Here is a 23,470-nt window from a genome sequence, read left to right as displayed (position 1 = left end):
CGGTACTTGCCCGCGGGCTCAGGGTTGTACTGGTGTGTCGGGCGGCGGCCCGGGCGGCACTCGGAGGGTACGCAGCGCTTCGAGCACCGAGCGGCCTTCTGGCTCGGCTCTCACCGGTACCAAACGCACGGCGGCCAGGGGAAACAGTCCGCACAGCGCGAAGGCCACGGGGTAGCCGGCGGCGCCGATCAACGCACCGAAGAGCGGGGGAGCGATGCCGGCGGTCAGCCGCTGGGTGGTGTTCTGGATGCCCAGCGCGCGACCGCTCCAGTACGGACCGGCGATCTCGGCGACTGCTGTCGAGGCCAATCCGTTGTCCAGCACGGTGATAACCGCCGCGATGACCATCGCCGTTTCGGCGAGACGGGAGTGCAGATGGTCGGCGGTGCCCAGCGCCAGCATCGCCAGCGCCCCGGCCACGGCGAGGCTGCGGATCGGCCGCAGCCGCGAGCGCACGCGGTCGGACCACCGACCCGCCGCCACTCGTCCGGCGGCGCCGAGCAACTGCGACACCGTCACCAGACCGCCTGCGGCGGCGATCGACCAGTCGGTGTCCACGATCAGCCACACCAGCATGAATGTGGCGAGCACGCACTGCGGAACCATCAACAGTGCTGAAGACAAGTGGATGCGCCACAGCACCTTTGAATCGCTGTAGGGGCTGGCGAGTTCGGTGCCGGAGGCCGCCGACCGTGGCCGGCGCGGTGGATCGACGACACCGATCGCACACGCCACCGCCGCAACGGCGCACAGCGTTGCCGGGAACATCAGCGCCCGCGCCAGCCCGTGCTCAGCCAGCTCGGGAATCACCTCGGCCCCCAACGCGATGCCCAACGGTTGGGCGGTCTGGCGGATACCCATCACCAGTCCGCGCTGGTGAGGCGGGAACCAGCCGGTCACCAACCGCCCGCTGGCGCTGTTGGCACTGGCGGCGGCCATACCTCCGAGAAACAGGAATGCGCCGACCCCGACCAGCGACTGCATCGATGCCGCCGCGAATGTGGCCAGCGCGGTCAACGCAGAACCCACGCTCAACACGATCCGTTCGCCGATGCGGTCCAACAGCGCTCCCCAGGCGAACAGGGTCAGCACCATTCCGAAGCTGGGCATGGAGGCCAGCAGGCCGGCCATTGCCAGGTTGGTTTCCCGCTTGGTCTCCAGCATGGGGATGACGAAGGCGATCCCGTTGATGAAGACGAATGAACACAGCGTGGCCATCAGGGCGACGACCACGACCGACCAGCGAGCGGCTTTCCCGATCGGCTCGGTGGACATCCGACCATGCTTCCACAGGCTCACCTACCAGGTACGCGACCTGAGCCGATTGATGGCGACCCATTGCGCCCGGCTCCGCCGCGCGCTTGTGATCGGCGTGAGCTGGTTGATGGCGACCCACTGCGCCCGGCTCCGCCGCGCTTGTGATCGCCATTAGGCTTGTGCAAATGCGACTAGGCCGAATTGCCAGCCCGGACGGGGTCGCCTTCGTCAGTATTGAAGGAGACCCGGACCGGCCACACGAGATGACCGCTCGCGAGATCGCCGAGCACCCCTTCGGCACACCGGAGTTCACCGGCCGGTCCTGGCCGCTTGCCGACGTGCGCCTGCTGGCACCGATCCTGGCCAGCAAGGTGGTCTGTATCGGCAAGAACTACGCGGCCCATATCGCCGAAATGGGCGGCGCCCCACCGGCCAACCCGACAATGTTCCTCAAGCCCAACACCGCCATCATCGGGCCCAATGTGCCGATTCAGCTGCCCGCCAATGCTTCCCCGGTGCACTTCGAAGGCGAGCTGGCTGTGGTCATCTCGCGTCCGTGCAAGGACGTTCCGGCCGCGCGGGCCAAGGACAATATCCTCGGCTACAGCATCGGCAACGACGTGTCGGCCCGTGATCAGCAACAGTCCGACGGTCAGTGGACCCGGGCTAAAGGCCATGACACCTTCTGCCCGATCGGGCCGTGGATCGTCACCGACGTCGACCCCGCTGACCTAGCGATTCGCACTGAGGTCAACGGGGTGGTGAAGCAGGACAGCAGGACTTCGCTGATGATGCACGACGTCGGCGCCATCGTGGAATGGATCTCCGCGGTGATGACGCTGCTGCCCGGCGACATCCTCTTGACCGGCACCCCCGAGGGTGTCGGCCCCATCGAGCACGGTGACACCGTGTCCGTTTCCATCGAAGGCATTGGCACCCTGTCCAATCCGGTTATCCGCAAAGGAAACTCGTGACCACATCTGGTGTTCGTGTCCGGTTCTGCCCGTCCCCGACCGGCACGCCGCACGTCGGGCTGATCCGCACCGCCCTGTTCAACTGGGCTTACGCCCGTCACACCGGCGGAACCATGGTCTTCCGGGTGGAGGACACCGATGCCGAACGCGACAGCGAGGAAAGCTACTTGGCGCTGCTGGACGCGCTGCGCTGGCTGCATCTGGACTGGGATGAGGGCCCCGAGGTGGGCGGCCCCTACGGCCCGTACCGGCAGTCGCAGCGCGCCGACATCCACCGTGATGTGGTGGCGCAGCTGCTCGCGGCCGGAGAGGCTTACGAAGCGTTCTCCACCCCGGAGGAGGTCGAGGCTCGTCATCTTGCCGCCGGCCGCAACCCGAAGCTGGGTTACGACAACTTCGACCGCGAGCTGACCGCGCAGCAACGGGCCGATTTTCTGGCCGAGGGCCGCAAGCCCGTCGTGCGGCTGCGGATGCCCGATACCGAACTCGGTTGGGCGGACCTGGTGCGCGGGCAGACATCCTTTCCGGCGGGCACCGTTCCCGATTTCGCGCTGACACGTGCCAACGGGGACCCGCTGTATACGTTGGTCAACCCGGTCGACGATGCCATGATGAAGATCACCCACGTGCTGCGCGGCGAGGACCTGTTGCCGTCCACACCGCGCCAGATCGCGCTGTATCAGGCGCTGATTCGCATAGGCGTGGCTGATCGCATTCCGGAGTTCGGCCACCTGCCAACCGTTTTGGGTGAGGGCACCAAGAAGCTGTCCAAACGTGACCCGCAGTCGAACCTTTTCGCGCATCGCGACCGGGGTTTCATCCCCGAGGGGCTGTTGAATTATCTGGCACTGCTGGGCTGGTCTATCGCCGACGACCGCGACGTGTTCAGTCTCGACGAGATGGTCGCCGCGTTCGATGTGGTCAACGTCAACTCCAACCCGGCCCGGTTCGACCAGAAGAAGGCCGATGCGCTCAACGCCGAGCACATCCGGCTGCTCGAGTTGGACGACTTCACCGCACGGTTGCGCAGTTTCCTCGACACCCACGGTCACGACACCGGCCTGGACGACGCCGGCTTCGCGGCGGCTGCAGCGCTGGTGCAGACCCGCATCGTGGTACTCGGCGACGCATGGCCGCTGCTGAAGTTCTTCAACGACGCGCACTATGAGCTGGACCCGCGGGCCGCCGCCAAGGAGCTGGGTCCCGACGCGGCTCCGGTGTTGGATGCGGCCATCGCGGCGCTGGAGGGCGTGGGGGAGTGGACCACCGCCAACATCGAGGCTGCGCTCAAGGCCGCGCTGCTGGACGATCTGGGCCTCAAACCGCGCAAGGCGTTCGGCCCGATCCGGGTCGGGGTCTCCGGCGGGTTGGTCAGCCCGCCGCTGTTCGAGTCGCTGGAATTGTTGGGCTCAAGCCGCAGCTTGAGCCGGTTGCGGAGCGTCCGAGACGGCGTTGGGGAAGCGCGATGACAACTTCGCGCTAGAAGTTTGGTAGTCTGCTCGTCGGCCCAAGAACGGCTGGCCAGTAGTGCCCCACCGGCACTCTGACCAGCGGTAATGGCCGGGGACGTTGTTGGTCCTTGGGGTATGGTGTAATTGGCAACACAGCTGATTCTGGTTCAGCCATTCTAGGTTCGAGTCCTGGTACCCCAGCAAAAGCGGTCCGCTGCAAGCGATTAGGCGGGCCGTACGGGTTGAGCTATGCTGGCAACCCGGAAATGTTCTAGCCCCCGTCGTCTAGCGGCCTAGGACGCCGCCCTCTCACGGCGGTAGCGTGGGTTCGAATCCCATCGGGGGTACATCGCAAAAGGCCCGCACCGTCAAGGTGCGGGCCTTTTCGTATCGACCGAGGTCTAAGCGGGCTCAGTCGTCCTTCGGAGCGGTGGAGCCAGCCAGCGGCATGGCCGGCAACCCGAGCTTGCGGTGGTCCCAGGAGCGGGTGCGCCGTGTGACGATGCGCACAGCCACCCGGTTGTTCATCATCGCGTCGACGCCGGGCTTCATCTCGTCGGTGTAGGGACCGGTGTAGCGTTCCCAGACGCTGACGCCCACCCGGAAGATGGTCTCGGGGTCGTCGACGATCTCGGCGACGCCCTCGAACGCGGCTCCGCGCAGCGTGTCGTACGTCTGGCCGGCTTCCAGAAGGAAGGTGACCCGCGGATCGCGGCGCAGGTTGACCGCCTTCTGGGACTTGGCCTTGGTCTCGAGCCAGATCTCGCCGTCGAGCACCGCGTACCACATTGCGGTCAGGTGGGGCTGGCCGTCGGGCCCGATGGTGGCCAGTGTTCCGGTGCGGTGAGTGTTGACGAAGTCAGCGACCTCGGCATCGGTCATGACGATCTGTGCGCGCTGTTTGGTTCCCATCTCTGCAGTCTGACAGGCGGACCAGGGCCCCCGCGCCCGGGCTACAGCCGGGCCGTGAGGTCGCCGGCCGCCGCGAGCAGGTCGGCGGCCCAGCGCGCCCCCGGGCGACGCCCCATCCGGTCGATCGGACCCGATACCGAGATCGCTGCCACCACCGTGCCGCGGTGATCGCGCACCGGCGCTGACACGCTGGCGACCCCGGGCTCGCGCTCGGCGACGCTTTGCGCCCAGCCCCGGCGGCGCAGCTCCGAAAGGGTGCGGCTGGTGAACTTGGCCTCCGCCAGCACTTCCTCTTGCACGCCTGCATCGGCGTAGGCCAGCAAGACCTTGGCGCCCGACCCGGCGGTCATCGGCAGCCGGGCGCCGACCGGAACCGTGTCTCGCAGCCCCGCAGGCGGTTCCAGCGCCGCAACGCAGACTCTTTCGATGCCTTCGCGGCGATACAGCTGCACGCTCTCTCCGGTGATCTCTCGCAGCCGTGGCAGCACCGTCGCGCCGGCCGCCCGAAGCGGATCGTCGGCGCGGGCAGCCAGTTCGCTGACTGCGGGTCCGATCTGCCAGCGGCCCTCGTCGTCGCGCCCGAGCAGACGGTGGGTCTCCAGGCCTGCGGCCAGCCGGTGCGCGGTGGCGCGGGGCAGGCCGGTGCGGTCGCACAGTTCAGCCAGCCCGCACGGCGATTCGGCGATTGCGTGGAGCACCGTCAGCGCTTTGTCCAAAACGCCGATGCCGCTATGCTGTCCCATATACAGATACTAGCGTCTCAAAATATGAGACCGTGCAGATTTGGGGATGGCATGACCGAGCAGCCTCGCACCCTGGCCGAGAAGGTCTGGGCAGACCACGTCGTGGTATCCGGCGGCGGGACCGAACCCGACCTCATCTACATCGACCTGCACCTGGTTCATGAAGTCACCAGCCCGCAGGCCTTCGAGGGGCTGCGGCTGGCAGGTCGTCCGGTGCGCCGCCCGGATCTGACCATCGCCACCGAGGACCACAACGTGCCGACGGTCGACATCGACAAACCGATCGCCGACCCGGTGTCGCGTACTCAGGTTGAGACGCTGCGGCACAACTGCGCCGAGTTCGGTATCCGGTTGCACCCGATGGGCGACATCGATCAGGGGATCGTGCACATCATCGGGCCGCAGCTGGGGCTCACCCAGCCCGGCACGACGGTGGTCTGCGGCGACAGTCACACCTCCACCCACGGCGCGTTCGGCGCGCTGGCGATGGGTATCGGCACCTCCGAGGTCGAACACGTGCTGGCCACCCAGACGCTTCCGCTGAAGCCGTTCAAGACAATGGCGGTCAATGTCGACGGGAGACTCGCCGACGGCGTTACGGCCAAGGACATCATCTTGGCGGTGATCGCTCAGATCGGCACCGGCGGCGGCCAGGGCTACGTCATCGAATACCGGGGCAGTGCCATTGAGGCGCTGTCGATGGAGGCGCGGATGACGATCTGCAACATGAGCATTGAGGCCGGCGCCCGGGCCGGCATGGTTGCCCCCGACGAGACCACCTACGAATACCTGCGGGGCCGGCCGCACGCGCCGAGCGGCGCGGACTGGGATGCCGCCGTGGCCTATTGGAGCAGCCTGCGAACCGACCCCGGTGCGGTGTTCGACGCCGAGGTCCATTTGGACGCGGATGCACTGACCCCGTTCGTGACCTGGGGAACGAACCCCGGCCAAGGCGTTCCGCTGGGCGCCGACGTGCCCGATCCGGAGGCGATCAACGACGAGGCCGAGCGGCGGGCCGCGGAGAAGGCGTTGGCGTACATGGACCTTCAGCCGGGCACGCCGATGCGCGAGATCGCGGTCGACACGGTGTTCGTCGGGTCGTGCACCAACGGCCGCATCGAGGACCTGCGTGCGGTGGCTGATGTGTTGCGCGGGCGTCGGGTCGCCGACGGTGTGCGGATGCTGGTGGTGCCGGGTTCGATGCGGGTTCGCAATCAGGCTGAAGCCGAAGGCCTCGCGGAGGTTTTCACCGCCGCAGGTGCTGAGTGGCGCCAGCCCGGCTGCTCAATGTGCCTGGGGATGAACCCCGATCAGCTGGAGCCTGGGCAGCGGTCCGCGTCGACGTCCAACCGCAATTTCGAGGGCCGGCAGGGCAAGGGCGGACGCACTCACCTGGTCTCTCCGGTCGTCGCCGCCGCCACCGCCGTTCGTGGGACGCTGTCGGCCCCCCAGGACTTGAACTGACTTGAACTGACCGCCACGGTATTAAAAGGAGCCTAGTCATGGAAGCTTTCCACACTCATACCGGAATCGGAGTGCCGCTGCGGCGGTCCAATGTCGACACCGACCAAATCATTCCCGCGGTCTATTTGAAGCGCATCACCCGGACGGGATTCGAGGACGGCCTGTTCGCCACGTGGCGCACCGATCCGTCCTTCGTGCTGAATCTCAGCCCTTTCGACCAAGGTTCGGTCCTGGTGGCCGGTCCGGACTTCGGGACCGGATCGTCGCGGGAACATGCGGTGTGGGCGCTGCTCGACTACGGGTTCCGGGTGGTGATCTCCTCCAGGTTCGCCGACATCTTCCGCGGGAATGCCGGCAAGGCCGGCCTGCTGGCGGCCCAGGTGGCTCAAGATGATGTGGAACTGCTGTGGAAAGTCATCGAGCAGAGCCCGGGGCTGGAAATCACTGTCAATCTTCAAGATCGGAATATCACCGCCGGAACGGTGGTGGTGGCGTTCACGATTGACGACTACACCGCCTGGCGGTTGTCGGAAGGCCTCGACGATATAGGCCTTACGCTGCGGAAACTCGAAGAGATCGACTCATTCGAGGCCACTCGCCCGAGCTGGAAACCGCGCACTCTGCCGGCTTCTTGAGGGTCCGCGCCGGAGCTTAATTCCGGTGATTCGACGCTCTCGTCAGCGTCCAAGGGCGGTAACCGGATTGCCGAAATTCGCCCATAATCTCGTCTGAAATTGCGCGTGGCTCTTGGATATCAGTGGTATCAGGGTTTACCGTGTGCTCTAGTCGGCTCAAGTAGGGCCACTGGTTTCGGAGGGATTGGATGAACAAAGCAGAGCTCATCGAGGTGCTCACAAAGGAATTGGACACCGACCGTCGGTCGGCGACCGAGGCCGTCGAGCATTTCGTCAATGCCATTGTGCGCGCCGTCCACAAGGGTGAGAGCGTCACCATCACCGGGTTCGGCGTTTTCGAGCGTCGTCGTCGCGCCGCGCGCGTTGCCCGCAATCCCCGCACCGGTGAAACGGTCAAGGTGAAGCCGACGTCCGTCCCCGCATTCCGCCCCGGTGCGCAGTTCAAGGCGATTGTTTCTGGCGCGCAGAAGGTCCCGTCCGAGGGTCTCGCCGTCAAGCGCGGCGCTGGCGCCACTGCCGCGCCGGCCAAGAAGGCTCCGGCCAAGAAGGCCACCAAGGCCGCCGCCAAGAAGACTGCGGCCAAGGCTCCGGCCAAGAAGGTTGCCGCGAAGAAGGCAGCGACTAAGGCTCCGGCCAAGAAGGCCGTGACCAAGGCTCCGGCTAAGAAGGTTGTTGCGAAGAAGGCAGCGACTAAGGCTCCGGCCAAGAAGGCCGTGACCAAGGCTCCGGCTAAGAAGGTTGTTGCGAAGAAGGCAGCGACTAAGGCTCCGGCCAAGAAGGTTGTCGCCAAGAAGGCAGCCACCAAGGCCGTGGCGAAGAAGGCTCCGGCCAAGAAAGCCACGAAGGCTCCGGCCCGCAAGGGTCGCAAGTAGCAACGAATAGCCGAGCGCCGCGGGGTTATCCCCGCGGCGCTCGGTCGTTCATACCAGTGCTTGGGTAGCCAGCGGGCTACCGATGTGGTCGGCGGCGATCAGCCGGCCACCCGACAGTGACAGCACCCAGGTGCTGCCCTTGCGATTGCGGGACTTGTCCGGGCTGACGCCGTCGCGGTCGCACCACCAGGCGATCAGGTCTGGAATCACCTTGCCTTGGGTACAGATAACCGGTGTCCCGCCCAATTTCGCGATCTCCACCACCCGGTGACGGGCCTGCTTCGGGTTGTCGGCGTAGGACTCCTCGGTCAGCGTCGCCTCGTTGTGGACGGCCACCCCGAGTTCAGCGGCCAATGGCTCCACCGTCTGCTGGCAGCGCACCCGGTCGGCCGCGTAGACCGAGCTCGCGCCGAAGGCCAGCAGCTGATCGGTGAGCGCCTCGGCCTGTGCGCGGCCCTTCTTGTCTAGCGGCCGCCGGCGGTCATCACCGGAGAACCGCGACCGGCGCCCAGCCGTACCGTGCCGCACGATCAACACCGTTTGAGTGTCCGCGGGCTGCTTGGCGAACCGCCGCAGCATCTTCCGGTCATAGGCGTACTGCAGTTCCTTCATCGCGGCATCGACCGGTAGCCAGACCAGATCGTCGACCTCGTGGTTGGGCACGAAGTCGCCGCCCAACGCCTGTGCAGCCCAGTACCTGACCTTCTTGACGCCCTGGGTGACCGGATAGCGGACCGCCCCGAGCCGGCGGCCCAGCTGTGCGTGCTGGCCGGTCTCCTCCAGGATCTCCCGCACGGCTGTCACCGGTTCGGTCTCGCCGGGATCGACCTTGCCTTTGGGCAATGACCAGTCGTCGTAGCGCGGGCGGTGGATGAGCGCCACCTCAACGGCATTGCGCCGCGTCCGCCACAGCACCGCGCCGGCGGCGTGGACGACCTTGTCTAGCGTCCCGGAGCCATTCGACACTGTCGTTTCGAGCACCTTGCACTCCTGCAGGTCAATTCGGGCTTCTTGGGCGGTGGGCCGGGTCTCAGGGATTGCGGTGTCGGTCCATCAACGACGCCTGGTGGTCGCGCACAGTGGCGCCGGCTTGCGGTTCCGCCTTCCACTGGCCGTCGGGCCCGAGTTCCCAGCAGCGGGTGGCCGGGTCCATTGCGGAGTCGAACACGTCGCCCAGTTGTGCAGTCAGCCGCGGGTTTTTCACCTGAACCATCACTTCGACCCGACGGTCCAGATTGCGGTGCATCATGTCCGCACTGCCGATCCAGAATTCGTCGATGGCGCGGAAATGGATGATGCGCGAGTGCTCCAGGAATCGGCCGAGAATCGATCGGACGAGGATGTTTTCGGAGAAGCCCTCGACCCCGGGCCGCAGTGCGCAGATACCGCGAACGAACAACTCAACTTGCACTCCGGCACGAGAGGCGCGGTAGAGCGCGTCGATCACCTGCTCGTCCACCAGTGAGTTGAGCTTGAGCCGGATCCGCCCGTTACCGGAGCGGCGGTGCGCCAAAACCTCACGTTCGATGCGTTCGATAATCCCAGTCCGGACACCGTGTGGGGCCACCAACAGGTTGCGGTAGGCGACTTTCCGCGAATAACCAGTCAACGAATTGAACAGGTCGGTCAAGTCGGCGCCGATGTCCGGGTCGGCGGTGAGCAGTCCCACATCTTCGTAGAGGCGCGCGGTCTTGGAGTTGTAGTTGCCGGTGCCGATATGGCAGTACCGCCGGATCGTGGAGCCCTCGCGGCGCACGACGAGGCAGACCTTGCAGTGGGTTTTCAGTCCGATCAATCCGTACACCACGTGCACGCCGGCCTGCTCCAGCTTGCGAGCCCACTTGATGTTGGCCTGCTCGTCGAAACGGGCCTTGATCTCGACGAGTGCGACCACCTGCTTGCCGGCCTCGGCGGCGTCGATCAGCGCGGTGACGATCGGCGAATCACCGGAGGTGCGGTAAAGCGTCTGCTTGATCGCCAGCACGCCCGGGTCGGCGGCCGCCTGTTCGATGAAACGTTGCACGCTGGTGGCGAAGGAGTCGTAGGGGTGATGTACCAGCACATCGCCTTCCCGCAGGGTGGCGAAAATGCTTTTGGGGGTTTCCCGTTCGGCGAACGCCGGGTGGGTGGCCGGGACGAAGGTGCGGTCCTTGAGGTCGGGCCGGTCCTGGCCGTAGACCTGCCACAGCGATGACAGGTCCAGTAGGCCGGGCACCTCGATGACGTCACCGGGGTCCACGTCGAGCTCCCGCAACAGCAGCTCCAGCATGTGCTCGGTCATGTCGTCGGCGACCTCGAGGCGCACCGGCGACCCGAAGCGGCGCCGCGCCAGCTCCCGCTCCAAGGCCTGCAACAGGTCTTCGTCGCGGTCCTCTTCGACCTCGAAATCGGCGTTACGCGTGATGCGGAACGCGTGATGCTCGACGATCTCCATGCCGGGAAACAGCACCGGCAAGAACGCCGCGATCAGTTCCTCCATCGGCAGGAACCGGACCTCGCCGCGGCCGTCGCCGCCGCTGGCACCGGCGTCGAGTTCGACGAAACGGTCGACGTTGTCGGGGACCTTGACCCGCGCGAAATGACTGCCGCCGTCCTCGGGACGCTTGACCGTCACGGCCAGGTTCAAGCTGAGCCCGCTGACAAAGGGGAACGGGTGTGCGGGGTCGACCGCCAGCGGTGTCAGTACCGGGAACACCTGCTCGTGGAAATACACCGACAGCTGGTCGCGCTCGGCTGGCAGGAGATCGGCCCACGTGACGACGTGGATGCCTTCGGCGGCAAGCGCCGGGCGGACGGAGTCGAGGAACACCCGCGCATGGCTGGTGGCGATCTGCTGGGTCCGTTCGCCGATGCGGCGCAGTTGTTCACGTGGGGTCAGGCCGTCGGCCGAGCGCACCGACAGGCCCATCTCATCGCGACGTTTGAGGCCGGCGACGCGGACCATATAGAACTCGTCGAGATTGGAGGCGAAGATCGCCAGGAACTTGGCCCGCTCCAACAGCGGCAGGGAGGTGTCGGCGGCCAGCGCCAGCACCCGCGCGTTGAAGTCCAGCCAGCTCAGTTCGCGGTTGAGGTAGCGGTCCGCGGGCAGTTCGTCGTCATCGCCGGCCGGAAGAGTCTCGGTGGCAGCGGGCGGGGCGGTCGGAGCGGCGTCGTGTGGACGCCAGTCAGTCGTGTCGGTTCGCGTCTCAGTGAGTTCGCTGCCCTCAATTTCGTCCACTCCGAAATCATTGCTCATCCCGCGTGCTGCTGCCACCGGACTTGGCATGTGCAAGCGCACGGGCCGTGGCGGTGCCGACGCCGAGCCGTCGCGCCACCGCCAGATCTTCCGGTGTGTCGATGTCACAGCGCAGACCGGGCCAGGCGCCGGTCAGTTCCAGTGCTCCGGATTGCCGGTGCCGCTTCGAGGAATCCCGGCCGAATCTGGGTTCCAGGGCGGTGCCGAACGCGAAGAGCGCCGCGGTCCCCATCCCGTGCCGGTCAGCGACGAAGCTGCGCTGGTGGGTCCGTGCCGCCGCGATCGCCTCGTCGAGTTCGTAGGATTGCAAAGCGGGCAAATCGCCTTGCAGCACAACGATGTTCGGCATGGATTCGGTAACCGAGGCTTCGGCTGCGGCGAGCGCGTTGTTCAGCGGGTCGGCGTGACCGTCCGGTGTCGGGTCCTCCAGCACCTCGGCCCCCAACTCGGCGGCGGCCGCAGCGGCAGCCTCATCGGGGGTGACCACCGTGATGTGTTCCAGTCCGCGGGCGGCCGACGCCGCGCTGATGGTGTCCACCAGCATGGCCAGCACCACGGCTTCGCGCAGCGGTGCGGGAAACGCCGGCGCCAGCCTGGTCTTGGCCACGCTGAGCCGCTTGACGGCAATGATCAGGCCGATGCCGGATACCTCAGCCGGTGTGGAGTTCACACATCACATCCTGCCAGCGCCGGGCCGGGCGTTCCGCGGGCTGGGTTCTAGCGGTGACCCGCTTCGCCCGGCTCCGCCGCGCTCGCGATCACCGCTGGGTTGGTGGCGGTGACCCGCTTCGCCCGGCTCCGCCGCGCTCGCGATCACCGCTAAGGTGAGGCGCCTATAGGGAGGTGGTGTGCGATGGGCGGCACCGAGGGAACGGTCGCGGTGATGGGCGCGGGCGCGTGGGGCACGGCTCTGGCCAAGGTGCTCGCCGACGCCGGCAGTGACGTCAGGCTCTGGGCGCGTCGGCCCGACATCGCCGCGCAGATCAACGAGACCCGGCGCAACCCCGACTATCTGCCGGGCTTCGAGATTCCCGACGCGGTGCGCGCCACCAGTGATCCGGCCGAGGCTCTGGACGGCTTGACCACCGTGGTGCTGGCCGTGCCGGCGCAGACGATGCGGGCCAATCTCCAAGCGTGGACGCCGCACCTGACCGACAGCGCCACGCTGGTCAGCGTCGCCAAGGGCATCGAGCTGGGCACGCTGATGCGGATGAGCCAGGTGGTCGCGGCGGTGACCGGGTTCGATCCCGGTCAGGTCGCGGTGGTGTCCGGTCCCAACCTGGCGGCGGAGATCGCCGCCGAACAGCCCGCGGCCACCGTGGTCGCCTGTACGGATTCCGGTCGTGCGGTGGCGCTGCAGCGCATGCTCAACACGGGCTACTTCCGGCCCTACACCAACTCCGACGTCGTCGGCACCGAGATCGGCGGCGCCTGCAAGAACGTCATCGCGCTGGCCTGCGGGATGGCGGCCGGAGTGGGGCTGGGCGAGAACACAGCGGCCGCGATCATCACCCGGGGCCTGGCCGAGATCATTCGACTGGGTGTCGCGCTGGGTGCCAAGGGCGCCACCCTGGCCGGCCTGGCCGGAGTGGGCGACCTGGTGGCCACCTGCACATCCCCGCATTCGCGAAACCGCACGTTCGGCGAACGGCTCGGCCGGGGCGAGGCGATGCCGCCGGTGCCCGGTTCGGCGGGGTTGTTGAGCACCTCCGACGGCCACGTCGTCGAAGGCGTGACGTCGTGTCAGTCGGTGCTGGCGCTGGCGTTGAGCTACGACGTGGAGATGCCGCTGACCGATGCCGTGCACCGGGTCTGCCACAAGGGCTCCTCGGTCAATGAGGCGGTGGCGTTGCTGCTGGGACGTCGCACCAAACCGGAGTAGGCCGCCCCCGGTTTATGGGGCGGTCCAGCTTCGCCTCTCCTCCGTCGAGGCTCGCTAACCGCCCGGTAGCCTCTGGCGTGTGAATTCCCACGAACGCACCCGCGTGGCCGTCGTCTTCGGTGGCCGCAGCAGCGAGCACGCCATCTCCTGCGTCTCGGCGGGCAGCATCCTGCGCAACCTGGATCCGCAACGCTTCGAGGTCGTCGCAGTAGGCATCACCCCGGAGGGGGCGTGGGTGCTCACCGACGGTAACCCCGACACGTTGGCGATCACCGACCGCCAACTACCCGCGGTCAGCACGGACTCCGGCGCCGAACTGGCGCTGGCGGCCGACCCGCAGCGAGCCGGACAGCTGGTCGCGTTCTCCGCCGCCGGGCCCGCGGAGGTGCTGGAGTCGGTCGACGTGGTGTTTCCGGTGCTGCACGGACCCTACGGCGAGGACGGCACCGTGCAGGGCCTGCTGGAGTTGGCCGGTGTGCCCTATGTCGGTGCCGGCGTACTGGCCAGTGCGGCGGGCATGGACAAGGAGTTCACCAAAAAGCTGCTGGCCGCCGACGGCCTGCCGATCGGCCCTTACGCGGTACTGCGGCCCGCCCAGGAGACGCTGTCGATCGACGATCGGGAGCGGCTGGGGCTGCCGCTGTTCGTCAAACCGGCGCGCGGCGGGTCCTCAATCGGGGTCAGCCGGGTGACGTCGTACGAGGAGCTTCCTGCGGCGATTGCCGAGGCGCGCCGGCACGACCCGAAGGTCATCGTCGAGGCCGCGATCGTCGGCCGGGAAATCGAATGCGGGGTGCTCGAATTCCCCGACGGCTCGCTGGGAGCCAGCACGGTGGGGGAGATCCGGGTGGCCGGCGTGGCCGACCGCGACGACTCGTTCTACGACTTCGCCACCAAATACCTCGACGACGCAGCCGAACTCGACGTGCCCGCCAAGATCGACGACGACGTCGCCGAAGCCGTGCAGCAGCTGGCGATTCGCGCGTTCGCCGCGCTGGACTGTCAGGGATTGGCCCGGGTGGACTTCTTCCTGACCGACGCCGGCCCGGTGATCAACGAGATCAACACCATGCCCGGGTTCACCACGATCTCGATGTACCCGCGGATGTGGTCGGCCAGCGGCGTGGACTACCCGACGCTGCTGGCGACGATGGTCGACACCGCCCTGGCTCGCGGCGTGGGCTTGCGCTGAGCTGCCTCGGGTAGCGCGCCGAGCGTGCACTCAGCGCGAAAAATCTGCCCGAATTTCGCGGTGGTTACACGCTCGGCGTGAGGATCAACGCGGCGGGCCCGGCCGGATCGGGACGGCAGCGACGGTGTCGGCGATCAGATCCGACACCTCCTGGATCGGCGTGGGGCCCGATCCCGGCGGCAGCGTCAACGCCAGGTAGACCTTCCGGTCCACCACGTACCAGGTGGCGCGGTCGCCTTCGCGGACTTCGAACCACTGCACGTGATTGACCACCTGGATGGGGGAGCCCACCACGAAGTCGGCCGGCCGGTCCAGCCCACAGCGCAGCACCACGGCCTCGCCGTCGTCGGCGGTCCAGGCCGCCGCGCCCTGCGGTGCGGGTGCGGCGAGCTCGGCACGCCGATAGGCGCCCAGCTGCGCCGGTAGCGCCTCAAGCAGGGCACGGCAGTCTTCGCTGTCGGCGTGCGGAGCAGGCACCGTCGCGACCGGGACCGGTCCGGCCGGCCGCTTGCCCGGGTGATGGAGCGCGGCGACCGTCAGCGCGGCGCCTACCGCGGCGACGGCGACCACCAGCGCGATGATCAGCGCGAGCCGCGGCGGTCCGTCCGCGTCGTTGTCCGTGGTCAAGGCCCGCCTACCGTTCTGATCACACCTACACTCCAGGCTGTGCGCGGTAACGAGCCCACGCTGGGTCAGCTTGGAGAGTTTCCCATGATCGACCGGCTGGTCGCCGGGCGACATCAGCCCGAGACCACCCAGCTGGGTCCCGGGGACGATGCGGCGGTGGTGCGCTGCGCCGACGGCCGAGTTGCGATATCCACCGACATGCTGGTCGAAGGCCGTCATTTCCGGCTGGATTGGTCAACCCCGCAGCAGGTCGGGCGCAAGGCGATCGCGCAGAACGCCGCCGACATCGAGGCGATGGGTGCGCGGCCGACCGCGTTCGTCGTCGGCTTCGGCGCCCCGGCGCACACCTTCGCCGCCGATGCCGCCGCCCTGGCCGACGGGATGTGGGCCGAGGCGGAGCGCCTGGGTGCCGGTGTGGTCGGCGGCGATCTGGTCCAGGCCGACCGCTGGGTGGTGTCGGTGACGGTGCTGGGGGATCTGGCCGGCCGGCCCGCGGTGCTGCGGTCGGGGGCCCGGCCCGGGGCGACCCTGGCGGTGGCCGGCGAGCTGGGCCGCTCGGCGGCCGGGCTGCGACTGTGGGGCGACGGCGTGGACTCAGCGGAATTCGCGGAGCTGCGGCGTCGTCACCTGGTCCCGGAGCCGCCGTACGGGCAGGGCGCGGCGGCCGCCGACGCCGGGGCGCAGGCGATGACCGATGTCTCCGACGGCCTGATCGCCGATCTGGGGCACCTGGCCGCCGCGTCGCAGGTGATATTGGAGGTGTCCACAGCGGCGCTGGCGGCCGATCATCAAGCCCTGGCGCCCGCGGCCGCCGCGGTCGGCGCCGACGCGTGGTCGTGGATTCTGGGCGGGGGAGAAGACCACGCCCTGGTCGCGGCGTTTCCCGGAGAGGTGCCGCCCGGTTGGCGGGCGATCGGGCAGGTGCTGGCGGGGCCGGCGCGCGTGCTGGTCGACGGAGCGGTGTGGGACGGGGAGGCGGGCTGGCAGTCGTTTGATTCCGACGCCCCATTACGTTGAGACACCATGACTGCTCGTCCACTTCCTGAACTTGTCGAAAGCGGTTGGGCCACTGCGCTGGCACCGGTGACCGATCACGTTGCCGCACTGGGGCAGTTCTTGCGCGAGGAGACGACTGCCGGTCACGGCTATCTGCCCGAAGGGCAGAACATCTTGCGTGCCTTCACGTTTCCGTTCGACAACGTCAGGGTCTTGATCGTCGGGCAGGACCCGTACCCAACACCCGGCCACGCGGTAGGCCTGAGCTTCTCCGTCGCGCCGGAGGTTCGGCCGCTGCCACGCAGTCTGGAGAACATCTTCACTGAGTACACCGCGGACCTGGGCTATCCCAAGCCTTCCAACGGCGATCTGTCCGCGTGGGCGCAGCGGGGTGTGCTGCTGCTCAACAGGGTGCTCACCGTGCGACCGGGCACCCCGGCGTCACACCGCGGCAAGGGCTGGGAGGCCGTCACCGAATGTGCGATCCGCGCGTTGGTGGCCCGCAGTCAGCCGATGGTGGCGATCCTGTGGGGGCGCGACGCGGGGACGCTCAAGCCGATGCTGTCCGATCGCTGCGTAGCGATCGAATCACCGCACCCGTCGCCACTGTCGGCGTCGCGCGGGTTCTTCGGATCGCGGCCGTTCAGCCGCGCCAACGAGTTGCTGGCGCAGATGGGAGCCGAGCCGATCGACTGGCGACTGGAGTAGCGCGGTTCAGCGGGTCGCGCACATCGCCGAGCAGGGGACGGACGTCCCTGTGCTCGGCGAGACGAGAGCGGAGTTAGCCGCGGGCGACCTTGCCGGCCTTGATGCACGAGGTGCAGGCGTTCAGGCGCTGCTTGTTGCCGCCGGGACGCGCGGCGTGCACAACCTGAATGTTCGGGTCCCACCGACGGCTGGTCCGACGGTGCGAGTGGGATACCGACTTACCGAAGCCGGGGCCCTTTCCGCAGATATCGCACACGGCAGCCATATGTGACACTCCTCAAAACGTCTGCTTGAGGGCCAACGACCTCAGCGGGTGGCCCGACAACCTGATCAGGATACCCGCCCGGCGGGGCAACCACCAAAACGCCCCATCGCGGCTGGACGGACGTGACCTGTGCTGTCGCCCGGAGTGATTAGGCTTGCGGCCACCGGAGGTGGCGGCAGGAAGGTGGGTGCAGGTGGGCAACCCCGATCGTCGGCTGGATGCGGCGACCTTGCGGGACTGGGCGCACACCGCCGTCGGTGACCTGATCACTCACACCGACGAGATCAACCAGCTCAACGTTTTCCCGGTCGCCGATTCCGATACCGGAACAAACATGCTGTTCACCATGCGTTCGGCCCTGGCCGAGGCCAACACCGAGGCCGCCTCGGGCGAGGTGGGCCGGGTCGCGGCGGCCCTGTCATCCGGGGCGCTGCATGGTGCGCGCGGCAACTCCGGGGTGATCCTGTCGCAGATCCTGCGCGGCCTGGCCGATGTGACCGCGGCCGACACCGGCGTCCGCGTCATCGACTCCGCCTTGCTCGGCGCCGGTCTGCGGCACGGGGTCGAGCTGGTGGTCACCTCGATGGGTGGCCGCGAGGTTCCGGGGACCATCGTGTCGGTGTTGCAGGCTGCCGCTGCGGCCGTCGAACGGTGCGCGGCCGGTGGAGCCGAGTTGGGTCCGGCGCTGGTGGCCGGCACCGACGCGGCTGCACAGGCACTGGAGGCGACCACGGAGCAGCTCGACGTGCTCGCCGAGGCCGGGGTGGTCGACGCGGGCGGCCGCGGCTTGTTGGTGCTGCTCGACGCGCTGCGATCGACGATCACCGGGCAGGCTCCCGTGCGGGCGGCCTACCAGCCCGCGCCGTGCCCGCGGCCGCCGGAGGCCGGAACCGAGGCTCCGGCGCCGCAGTTCGAGGTCATGTACCTGCTTGGCGAGTGCAGTTCCGAAGACACCGAAGCCCTGCGCGAGCGGCTGAACCAGCTCGGAGAATCTGTGGCCATCGCCACGTCGGGGGTGGTCGGCGGATATTCGGTGCACGTGCACACCGATGACGCCGGTGCCGCCGTCGAGGCGGGCCTGGCTTTCGGTCGGCCGCGACGTATCCAGATCTCTGCCCTGGCCGGTGCCGCCGGCCCGTCCCCGGGCAGCTGGGCTCGGGAGCGCGCGGTGCTGGCCGTGGTCGACGGCGACGGCGCCGGGGCGCTGTTCGACTCCGAAGGAGCCTGCGTACTGCGGCCCGACCCGCACAGTGCCGAGCCGGTCATGATGGTCACCGCCCAGCAGTTGCTGCGGGCGGTGGTCGACACCGGCGCAGCGCAGGTGATGCTGCTGCCCAACGGCTATGTCGCCGCCGAAGAACTGGTGGCGGGCTGTACCGCGGCCATCGGTTGGGGTATCGACGTGGTGCCGGTGCCGACCGGTTCGATGGTGCAGGGGTTGTCGGCGTTGGCGGTCCACGATCCGGGCCGTCCGGTGGTCGATGACGGCTACACCATGGCCCGAGCTGCCGGCAGCACCCGGCTCGGATCGGTGCGGGTCGCCACCGAACAGGCGCTGACCTGGGCCGGTTCCTGCCGACCCGGCGACGGCCTGGGTATCGCCGGTGACGAGGTGCTGATCGTGGCCCGCAATGTCGGCGCCGCGGCGATCGGCCTGATCGACCTGCTGCTGGCGGCCGGCGGTGAACTGGTAACGGTGTTGTTCGGGGCGGGCATTGATGGTTTAGAAGAAGATGTCCTGGACGTCTTGGCCCGGCACGTGCATGACCAGCACCCGGGAACCGAACTGGCGACCTACTTCACCGGGCATCGGGGGGACGCGCTGCTGATCGGGGTCGAGTAGCGATGGTCACCCTGGCCGATCGGCTGGACTTCATCGTCGGCTCTGATGCCGCCGACAAACTCGAGGAATGCTTCGGCATCCGCACCGTCGGAGACCTGTTGCGGCACTACCCGCGCAGCTACGTCGAAGGCACCGGGGTGCGCGGTGCGGCGGACAGCCGCCCGGAAGAAGGCGACCACATCACCATCGTCGACACCATCAGTTCAGCGGTGCTCAAAGACATGCAGCGGCGCAACGGAAAATACCTCGCTGTCACCGTCGGTAGCGGCCGCAACAAGGTCAGTGCGACGTTCTTCAACCCCAAAGGCCTGCGCTGGCGGTTGACCCCCGGCACCCGCGTGATGCTGTCCGGTGAGGTCAAGCTGTTTCGGGGTGCGATCCAGCTCACCCATCCGGACTTCCTGGTGCTCAAGGAAGCCGACGGCGGCGCCCACGATCGCAACTTCGGCAGCAGTTCGCTGCGCAACATCGCCGATGCATCGCAAAAGGTCAGCGGGCAGATCAACCAGGCGGACTTCGAGCGCAGCTGCTACCCGATCTACCCGGCGACCGCGAAACTGCAGAGCTGGGACATCTTCAACTGTGTGCGGCAGGTGCTCGACGTCCTCGATCCGGTTCCGGACCCGCTGCCGGCTGCAGTGCGCACCGAACGGGATCTGCTCGGCGAAGACGAAGCGCTGCGCGCAATCCATTTGTCGGAGAACGCCGCCGAACGCGACCGCGCCCGGGCTCGGCTGGCCGTTGACGAAGCGTTCGGTCTGCAGTGGGCGCTGGCGATGCGTCGAAATGGTGAATTGTCCGAATCCGGGCCACCGGCACCGCGCCGCGACAACGGGATGGTCGCAGAACTGTTGCGGCGGCTGCCGTTCGAGCTGACCACCGGACAACGCGAGGTGCTCGGCGTGCTCGAAGGCGAGCTGGCCGCCAGCCGTCCGATGAATCGGCTGCTGCAGGGCGAGGTCGGCTCGGGCAAGACGATCGTCGCGCTGCTGGCGATGCTGCAGCTGGTTGATGCCGGCTATCAGTGCGCCCTGTTGGCACCCACCGAAGTCCTTGCCGCCCAACATGCCCGGTCGATACGCGACATGCTCGGGGCGCTGGCGCTCGGCGGTCAGCTGGGCGAGGCTGACAATGCAACCGCAGTGGCGTTGCTCACCGGCTCGATGTCTGCGGCCGCCAAGAAGCAGGCTCGCGCCGAGATCGCCAGCGGGCAGGCCGGCATCGTCGTGGGCACGCATGCCCTGCTGGTCGACGCGGTCGAATTCCACAACCTGGGCATGGTGGTCGTCGACGAACAACATCGATTCGGCGTCGAGCAGCGAGATCGGTTGCGCGCCAAAGCTCCCGACGGCATCACGCCGCACCTGCTGGTGATGACCGCCACTCCGATTCCGCGCACGGTGGCGCTCACCGTTTACGGTGATCTGGAGACCTCCACGTTGCGCGAGCTGCCCCGCGGCCGCCAGCCGATCGCGAGCTCGGTGATCTTCGTCAAGGAGAAGCCGACCTGGCTGGATCGGGCCTGGACGCGGATCCGCGAGGAGGTGACGGCCGGACGGCAGGCCTACGTGGTGGCACCCCGCATCGACGAGACCGACGAGCCGAGCAAACCCGGTTCAGCCGATGAGGGCGGCCGAACGTCGGCCACCGCGGTGGGGTTGTTCGACCGGCTACGAGCCGGGCCGCTGTCGGGGTTGCGGCTGGGCTTGATGCACGGGCGGCTGACCGGGGACGAGAAGGACGCGGTGATGACGGCGTTCCGCAGCGGTGCGGTCGACGTGCTGGTCTGCACCACGGTCATCGAGGTCGGTGTCGACGTACCCAATGCCACCGTCATGCTGATCGCCGACGCCGACTGGTTCGGTATCAGCCAGCTGCACCAGCTTCGCGGCCGGATCGGCCGCGGCGCGCACGCCAGCCTCTGCCTGCTGGTCACCTCCAGCGGCGCTGGATCCAAGGCGGGTCAGCGCCTGAAGGCCGTCGCCGGCACCTTGGACGGCTTCGCCTTGGCCGATCTGGACCTGGCCGAGCGTGGTGAGGGAGATGTGTTGGGCCGCAACCAGTCCGGCTGGCGAGGCGGACTCAAGCTGCTGTCGCTGGCCGACCACGGCGAAGTGATCGAGGCGGCCCGCACGTACTGCATGCAGGCCTGGGAAGCCACCCCGGATGATCCCGGATTGGCCACGCTCGCCGCATATTTCGCCGACATCGACTACCTGGACAAATCATGACCAGTCGTAAAACCCTGCTGTGGCTGGCCGTGGCGGCCGTGCTGGCCGTAATCGTCGCCTATCAGACGGTATCCGCGGCGAGCAGGAGTAGCCGCGCCCTGGCAACGCAATCCGGGATGCCCACGGTGGCGGCCGGCGCCGACGTGCTGGCCGGAATCACGGTGGTTCCGGCCCGCGCCCACCGCCACGACTACCGGCGCTCGGTGTTCGGCGACGCCTGGGACGACGACAACGACGCACCGGGCGGGCACAACGGCTGCGACACCCGCAACGACATCCTCAACCGTGACCTCGTCGACATCACCCACGTGTCGACCAAACGCTGCGCCGAGGCGGTGGCCAGCGGCACCCTGCACGACCCGTACACGAACGCCACCGTCGCGTTCACCCGCGGCGCCAAGATCGGCGAGGCCGTGCAGATCGACCACATCGTGCCGCTGGCCTACGCCTGGGACATGGGCGCGTCGGCCTGGCCGTATCGGCAGCGATTGCGCTTCGCCAACGATCCGGCCAATCTGCTGGCGGTCGCGGGGCAGGGCAACCAGGACAAGGGCGATGCGGGTCCTGGGCAGTGGATGCCGCCGAATAAATCGTTCGCGTGCCAGTACGCCGTCGCCTACATTGCGGTTCTGCGGGGCTATGCGCTGCGCCTGGACCAGCCGTCAGCCGACGTGCTGCGTGAGGCAGCGGCCACCTGCCCGACCGGATAGGGGAGCCGATGACGATCGACCACTGGCGTACCACGCCGACGCTGCCCGGCGAGCATGTGCTGTTGCGGCCGACGGTGCTCGCCGACGTCGGCGGCCTGGCCCACGCCTTCGACACCGAGTGCACCCGCTACTTCCTCTACGGCCAGCACTCCGAGCCGCCCACCGAAGCCTCGGTGTCCGCGGCGCTGGCATCAGATCACCAGGTGCTGACTCAGGTGGAGGTCGGCACCGGCGAGATCGTCGGGACGACATCCCTCTATGACATGAGCGAGGTGGACCGCCGGGTGACGGTCGGCAGCACCTGGCTGGCACAGCGGGTCCGCGGGTCGGCGGTCAACTCCGAGTCGAAACTGCTGCTGCTCGACCACTGCTTCGGCGCCCTGGGTGCGGGCCGCGTGCAGTTCAACGTCGACAACCTCAACGAGCGCTCGCAGCGCGCGGTGGGGGCTATCGGCGCCACCCGGGAGGGTGAACTGCGCAACCATGCCCGGCGCCGCGACGGCTCTTTTCGCAACACGATCGTCTTCTCGGTGATCGAGCAGGAGTGGCCGGAACTGCGAGCCCGGCTGGTGGAGCGGATCAACCGCCGGGTGTTGGCGCGCTGAGGCGAGTGTGCGGATCGGCGGGGATCAGATACCGCTGTAGGTGAGCGGGTCTTCCCGCACCCGGGTGCCGTCGTTGAGGCCGCCCAGGCTCTCCATGTGCTCGTCGGCCAGCTCGAAGCCGAACACGTCGAGGTTGGCCGCGATGCGCTCGGGCTGAGCCGACCGGGGGATCACCACGTTGCCCAGTTGCAGGCTCCATCGGATCAGCACCTGTGCCGGGGTCTTGCCGTACTCGCCGGCGATAGCCGTCACGGTCGGGTGGTCAAGCAACCGGCCCACCGCCAGCGGGCTGTAGGCCTGGGTGATGATGCCGCGCTCGGCGTTGGCGGCACGCAGCTCAGCCTGGTTGAGCAGCGGGTGCAGTTCGATCTGGTTGACCGACGGCGTCTCGAACGCCAGGTCGATCACGTCGTCGAGGTGCTCCGCGGTGAAGTTGCACACCCCGATGGACCGGGCCAGTCCCAGCTCCCGGGTCTGGATGAGTCCGCCGAAGCTGTCGACGTACATGCCCAGCGAGGGAGCCGGCCAGTGGACCAGGTACAGGTCCACGTAGTCCATTCCGAGCCGCTCCAGGCTGGCCTTGCAGGCTTCGATGGCGGCGGTCAGTCCCTGGTCGGCGTTGGCCAGCTTGGTGGTGACGAACACCTCCTCGCGCGGGATTCCCGACGCGGCGATAGCCCGGCCCACCGCGGCCTCGTTGCCGTACACCTTGGCGGTGTCGATCAAGCGACAGCCCAGCTCGAGCGCCGTGGAGACCGCGCGCTCGGTCTCGGCTTCGGACAACTCGGCCACCCCGATGCCCAGCGTCGGCATCGTGCGGTCGTCGTTGAGGGTGACGGAGGGGATCGCAGTGCCCGACGTCATT

22 protein-coding genes and 2 tRNA genes are annotated in these 23,470 nt (G+C 67.8%); 15 read left to right on the top strand and 9 right to left on the bottom strand.

The window, feature by feature from the left end:
- Positions 1 to 18: 18 nt before the first annotated feature.
- On the bottom strand, positions 19 to 1,275 hold the full coding sequence (locus ACKY0X_RS14665; RefSeq protein ID WP_409426626.1) for an MFS transporter: 1,257 nt from the start codon (positions 1,273 to 1,275) through the stop codon (positions 19 to 21).
- 167 nt (positions 1,276 to 1,442) lie between these two features.
- On the opposite strand from ACKY0X_RS14665, the gene ACKY0X_RS14660 reads away from it, so the two are divergent.
- The 4 genes from ACKY0X_RS14660 (at position 1,443) to ACKY0X_RS14645 (ending at position 4,029) form a co-directional block, all read left to right on the top strand.
- A complete protein-coding gene (locus tag ACKY0X_RS14660) occupies positions 1,443 to 2,231 on the top strand; it encodes a fumarylacetoacetate hydrolase family protein (protein WP_409426625.1) in 789 nt (262 codons plus the stop codon).
- Positions 2,228 to 3,700: a glutamate--tRNA ligase gene (gene gltX / locus ACKY0X_RS14655; RefSeq protein WP_409426624.1), complete on the top strand. Its 1,473-nt coding sequence runs from the start codon at positions 2,228 to 2,230 to the stop codon at positions 3,698 to 3,700. Before ACKY0X_RS14660 ends, gltX begins: the two co-directional genes overlap by 4 nt.
- 111 nt (positions 3,701 to 3,811) lie before the next feature.
- Positions 3,812 to 3,883: transfer RNA gene (locus ACKY0X_RS14650), tRNA-Gln, on the top strand.
- Between the two features lie 73 nt (positions 3,884 to 3,956).
- Positions 3,957 to 4,029: transfer RNA gene (locus ACKY0X_RS14645), tRNA-Glu, on the top strand.
- Positions 4,030 to 4,093: 64 nt separating this feature from the next.
- Here ACKY0X_RS14645 and ACKY0X_RS14640 read toward each other — a convergent pair.
- The gene (locus ACKY0X_RS14640) at positions 4,094 to 4,594 is read right to left on the bottom strand and encodes a pyridoxamine 5'-phosphate oxidase family protein (RefSeq protein WP_409426623.1); all 501 of its coding nucleotides are present in this window, start codon (positions 4,592 to 4,594) and stop codon (positions 4,094 to 4,096) included.
- Positions 4,595 to 4,635: 41 nt separating this feature from the next.
- Positions 4,636 to 5,337, bottom strand: coding sequence for an IclR family transcriptional regulator (locus tag ACKY0X_RS14635; protein WP_409426622.1), 702 nt, complete (start codon positions 5,335 to 5,337; stop codon positions 4,636 to 4,638).
- Between the two features lie 51 nt (positions 5,338 to 5,388).
- Here ACKY0X_RS14635 and leuC point away from each other — a divergent pair, with 51 nt between their 5' ends.
- The 3 genes from leuC to ACKY0X_RS14620 all read left to right on the top strand — a co-directional run bounded on the left by leuC (position 5,389) and on the right by ACKY0X_RS14620 (position 8,308).
- Positions 5,389 to 6,801: a 3-isopropylmalate dehydratase large subunit gene (leuC, locus tag ACKY0X_RS14630; protein ID WP_409426621.1), complete on the top strand. Its 1,413-nt coding sequence runs from the start codon at positions 5,389 to 5,391 to the stop codon at positions 6,799 to 6,801.
- A 38-nt stretch (positions 6,802 to 6,839) separates the two neighbouring features.
- Positions 6,840 to 7,436 carry a 3-isopropylmalate dehydratase small subunit gene (gene leuD, locus ACKY0X_RS14625; RefSeq protein ID WP_409426620.1) on the top strand — a complete coding sequence of 199 codons (597 nt, stop codon included), beginning with the start codon at positions 6,840 to 6,842 and terminating at the stop codon, positions 7,434 to 7,436.
- 188 nt (positions 7,437 to 7,624) lie between these two features.
- Positions 7,625 to 8,308 carry an HU family DNA-binding protein gene (locus ACKY0X_RS14620; RefSeq protein WP_409426619.1) on the top strand — a complete coding sequence of 228 codons (684 nt, stop codon included), beginning with the start codon at positions 7,625 to 7,627 and terminating at the stop codon, positions 8,306 to 8,308.
- Positions 8,309 to 8,356: 48 nt separating this feature from the next.
- Here ACKY0X_RS14620 and ACKY0X_RS14615 read toward each other — a convergent pair whose 3' ends face one another.
- From ACKY0X_RS14615 to cofC, 3 genes are read right to left on the bottom strand one after another with little or no spacing between them, the layout of a single operon-like run.
- The gene (locus ACKY0X_RS14615) at positions 8,357 to 9,289 is read right to left on the bottom strand and encodes an NUDIX hydrolase (protein ID WP_409426618.1); all 933 of its coding nucleotides are present in this window, start codon (positions 9,287 to 9,289) and stop codon (positions 8,357 to 8,359) included.
- Positions 9,290 to 9,338: 49 nt separating this feature from the next.
- Positions 9,339 to 11,546: an RNA degradosome polyphosphate kinase gene (locus ACKY0X_RS14610; protein ID WP_409426617.1), complete on the bottom strand. Its 2,208-nt coding sequence runs from the start codon at positions 11,544 to 11,546 to the stop codon at positions 9,339 to 9,341.
- A complete protein-coding gene (gene cofC / locus ACKY0X_RS14605; RefSeq protein WP_409426616.1) occupies positions 11,536 to 12,216 on the bottom strand; it encodes a 2-phospho-L-lactate guanylyltransferase in 681 nt (226 codons plus the stop codon). The genes ACKY0X_RS14610 and cofC overlap by 11 nt, the downstream gene beginning before the upstream one ends.
- A 183-nt stretch (positions 12,217 to 12,399) precedes the next feature.
- Here cofC and ACKY0X_RS14600 point away from each other — a divergent pair, with 183 nt between their 5' ends.
- Complete coding sequence (locus ACKY0X_RS14600; RefSeq protein WP_409426615.1) at positions 12,400 to 13,428, top strand: NAD(P)H-dependent glycerol-3-phosphate dehydrogenase; 1,029 nt, start codon at positions 12,400 to 12,402, stop codon at positions 13,426 to 13,428.
- 79 nt (positions 13,429 to 13,507) lie between these two features.
- Entirely contained in the window at positions 13,508 to 14,620 is a 1,113-nt protein-coding gene (locus tag ACKY0X_RS14595; protein WP_409426614.1) for a D-alanine--D-alanine ligase family protein, read from the top strand.
- 84 nt (positions 14,621 to 14,704) lie between these two features.
- Here the strand turns inward: ACKY0X_RS14595 and ACKY0X_RS14590 are convergent, their stop codons facing one another.
- Positions 14,705 to 15,247 (bottom strand): DUF3515 domain-containing protein, encoded by a 543-nt coding sequence (locus ACKY0X_RS14590; protein ID WP_409426613.1) that lies wholly within the window; start codon positions 15,245 to 15,247, stop codon positions 14,705 to 14,707.
- A gap of 39 nt (positions 15,248 to 15,286) precedes the next feature.
- Here ACKY0X_RS14590 and ACKY0X_RS14585 point away from each other — a divergent pair, with 39 nt between their 5' ends.
- The gene (locus ACKY0X_RS14585) at positions 15,287 to 16,264 is read left to right on the top strand and encodes a thiamine-phosphate kinase (protein WP_409426612.1); all 978 of its coding nucleotides are present in this window, start codon (positions 15,287 to 15,289) and stop codon (positions 16,262 to 16,264) included.
- Positions 16,265 to 16,270: 6 nt separating this feature from the next.
- Positions 16,271 to 16,951 (top strand): uracil-DNA glycosylase, encoded by a 681-nt coding sequence (locus tag ACKY0X_RS14580; protein ID WP_409426611.1) that lies wholly within the window; start codon positions 16,271 to 16,273, stop codon positions 16,949 to 16,951.
- A 73-nt stretch (positions 16,952 to 17,024) separates the two neighbouring features.
- Here the strand turns inward: ACKY0X_RS14580 and rpmB are convergent, their stop codons facing one another.
- A complete protein-coding gene (gene rpmB, locus ACKY0X_RS14575) occupies positions 17,025 to 17,216 on the bottom strand; it encodes a 50S ribosomal protein L28 (RefSeq protein WP_013829608.1) in 192 nt (63 codons plus the stop codon).
- Between the two features lie 193 nt (positions 17,217 to 17,409).
- Here rpmB and ACKY0X_RS14570 point away from each other — a divergent pair, with 193 nt between their 5' ends.
- The 4 genes from ACKY0X_RS14570 to ACKY0X_RS14555 are packed head-to-tail and all read left to right on the top strand — an operon-like array spanning position 17,410 to position 22,605.
- Positions 17,410 to 19,059 (top strand): DAK2 domain-containing protein, encoded by a 1,650-nt coding sequence (locus tag ACKY0X_RS14570; RefSeq protein WP_409426610.1) that lies wholly within the window; start codon positions 17,410 to 17,412, stop codon positions 19,057 to 19,059.
- 2 nt (positions 19,060 to 19,061) lie between these two features.
- Positions 19,062 to 21,290 (top strand): ATP-dependent DNA helicase RecG, encoded by a 2,229-nt coding sequence (gene recG, locus ACKY0X_RS14565; protein ID WP_409426609.1) that lies wholly within the window; start codon positions 19,062 to 19,064, stop codon positions 21,288 to 21,290.
- Positions 21,287 to 22,000 carry an HNH endonuclease family protein gene (locus ACKY0X_RS14560; RefSeq protein WP_409426608.1) on the top strand — a complete coding sequence of 238 codons (714 nt, stop codon included), beginning with the start codon at positions 21,287 to 21,289 and terminating at the stop codon, positions 21,998 to 22,000. Before recG ends, ACKY0X_RS14560 begins: the two co-directional genes overlap by 4 nt.
- An 8-nt stretch (positions 22,001 to 22,008) precedes the next feature.
- Positions 22,009 to 22,605, top strand: coding sequence for a GNAT family N-acetyltransferase (locus ACKY0X_RS14555; protein WP_409426607.1), 597 nt, complete (start codon positions 22,009 to 22,011; stop codon positions 22,603 to 22,605).
- A 24-nt stretch (positions 22,606 to 22,629) separates the two neighbouring features.
- Here the strand turns inward: ACKY0X_RS14555 and ACKY0X_RS14550 are convergent, their stop codons facing one another.
- Positions 22,630 to 23,469: an aldo/keto reductase gene (locus ACKY0X_RS14550; protein WP_065040084.1), complete on the bottom strand. Its 840-nt coding sequence runs from the start codon at positions 23,467 to 23,469 to the stop codon at positions 22,630 to 22,632.
- Position 23,470 lies beyond the last annotated feature (1 nt).

This window comes from Mycobacterium sp. SMC-11 (assembly GCF_046250095.1).
GTDB classification, from domain to species: Bacteria; Actinomycetota; Actinomycetes; order Mycobacteriales; family Mycobacteriaceae; genus Mycobacterium; species Mycobacterium heraklionense_A.
The sequence above is the reverse complement of the archived record's forward strand: the minus strand, read 5'-3'. Positions and strand labels throughout refer to the sequence as shown.

What these genes read in the sequence shown, in the direction of transcription:
- ACKY0X_RS14665 (WP_409426626.1), bottom strand. Translation starts at nt 1,275, where the DNA reads ATGTCCACCGAGCCGATCGGGAAAGCCGCTCGCTGGTCGGTCGTGGTC.
- ACKY0X_RS14660 (WP_409426625.1), top strand. Translation starts at nt 1,443, where the DNA reads ATGCGACTAGGCCGAATTGCCAGCCCGGACGGGGTCGCCTTCGTCAGT.
- ACKY0X_RS14640 (WP_409426623.1), bottom strand. Translation starts at nt 4,594, where the DNA reads ATGGGAACCAAACAGCGCGCACAGATCGTCATGACCGATGCCGAGGTC.
- ACKY0X_RS14635 (WP_409426622.1), bottom strand. Translation starts at nt 5,337, where the DNA reads ATGGGACAGCATAGCGGCATCGGCGTTTTGGACAAAGCGCTGACGGTG.
- leuC (WP_409426621.1), top strand. Translation starts at nt 5,389, where the DNA reads ATGACCGAGCAGCCTCGCACCCTGGCCGAGAAGGTCTGGGCAGACCAC.
- leuD (WP_409426620.1), top strand. Translation starts at nt 6,840, where the DNA reads ATGGAAGCTTTCCACACTCATACCGGAATCGGAGTGCCGCTGCGGCGG.
- ACKY0X_RS14620 (WP_409426619.1), top strand. Translation starts at nt 7,625, where the DNA reads ATGAACAAAGCAGAGCTCATCGAGGTGCTCACAAAGGAATTGGACACC.
- ACKY0X_RS14610 (WP_409426617.1), bottom strand. Translation starts at nt 11,546, where the DNA reads ATGAGCAATGATTTCGGAGTGGACGAAATTGAGGGCAGCGAACTCACT.
- ACKY0X_RS14600 (WP_409426615.1), top strand. Translation starts at nt 12,400, where the DNA reads ATGGGCGGCACCGAGGGAACGGTCGCGGTGATGGGCGCGGGCGCGTGG.
- ACKY0X_RS14580 (WP_409426611.1), top strand. Translation starts at nt 16,271, where the DNA reads ATGACTGCTCGTCCACTTCCTGAACTTGTCGAAAGCGGTTGGGCCACT.
- rpmB (WP_013829608.1), bottom strand. Translation starts at nt 17,216, where the DNA reads ATGGCTGCCGTGTGCGATATCTGCGGAAAGGGCCCCGGCTTCGGTAAG.
- recG (WP_409426609.1), top strand. Translation starts at nt 19,062, where the DNA reads ATGGTCACCCTGGCCGATCGGCTGGACTTCATCGTCGGCTCTGATGCC.
- ACKY0X_RS14560 (WP_409426608.1), top strand. Translation starts at nt 21,287, where the DNA reads ATGACCAGTCGTAAAACCCTGCTGTGGCTGGCCGTGGCGGCCGTGCTG.
- ACKY0X_RS14555 (WP_409426607.1), top strand. Translation starts at nt 22,009, where the DNA reads ATGACGATCGACCACTGGCGTACCACGCCGACGCTGCCCGGCGAGCAT.
- ACKY0X_RS14550 (WP_065040084.1), bottom strand. Translation starts at nt 23,469, where the DNA reads ATGACGTCGGGCACTGCGATCCCCTCCGTCACCCTCAACGACGACCGC.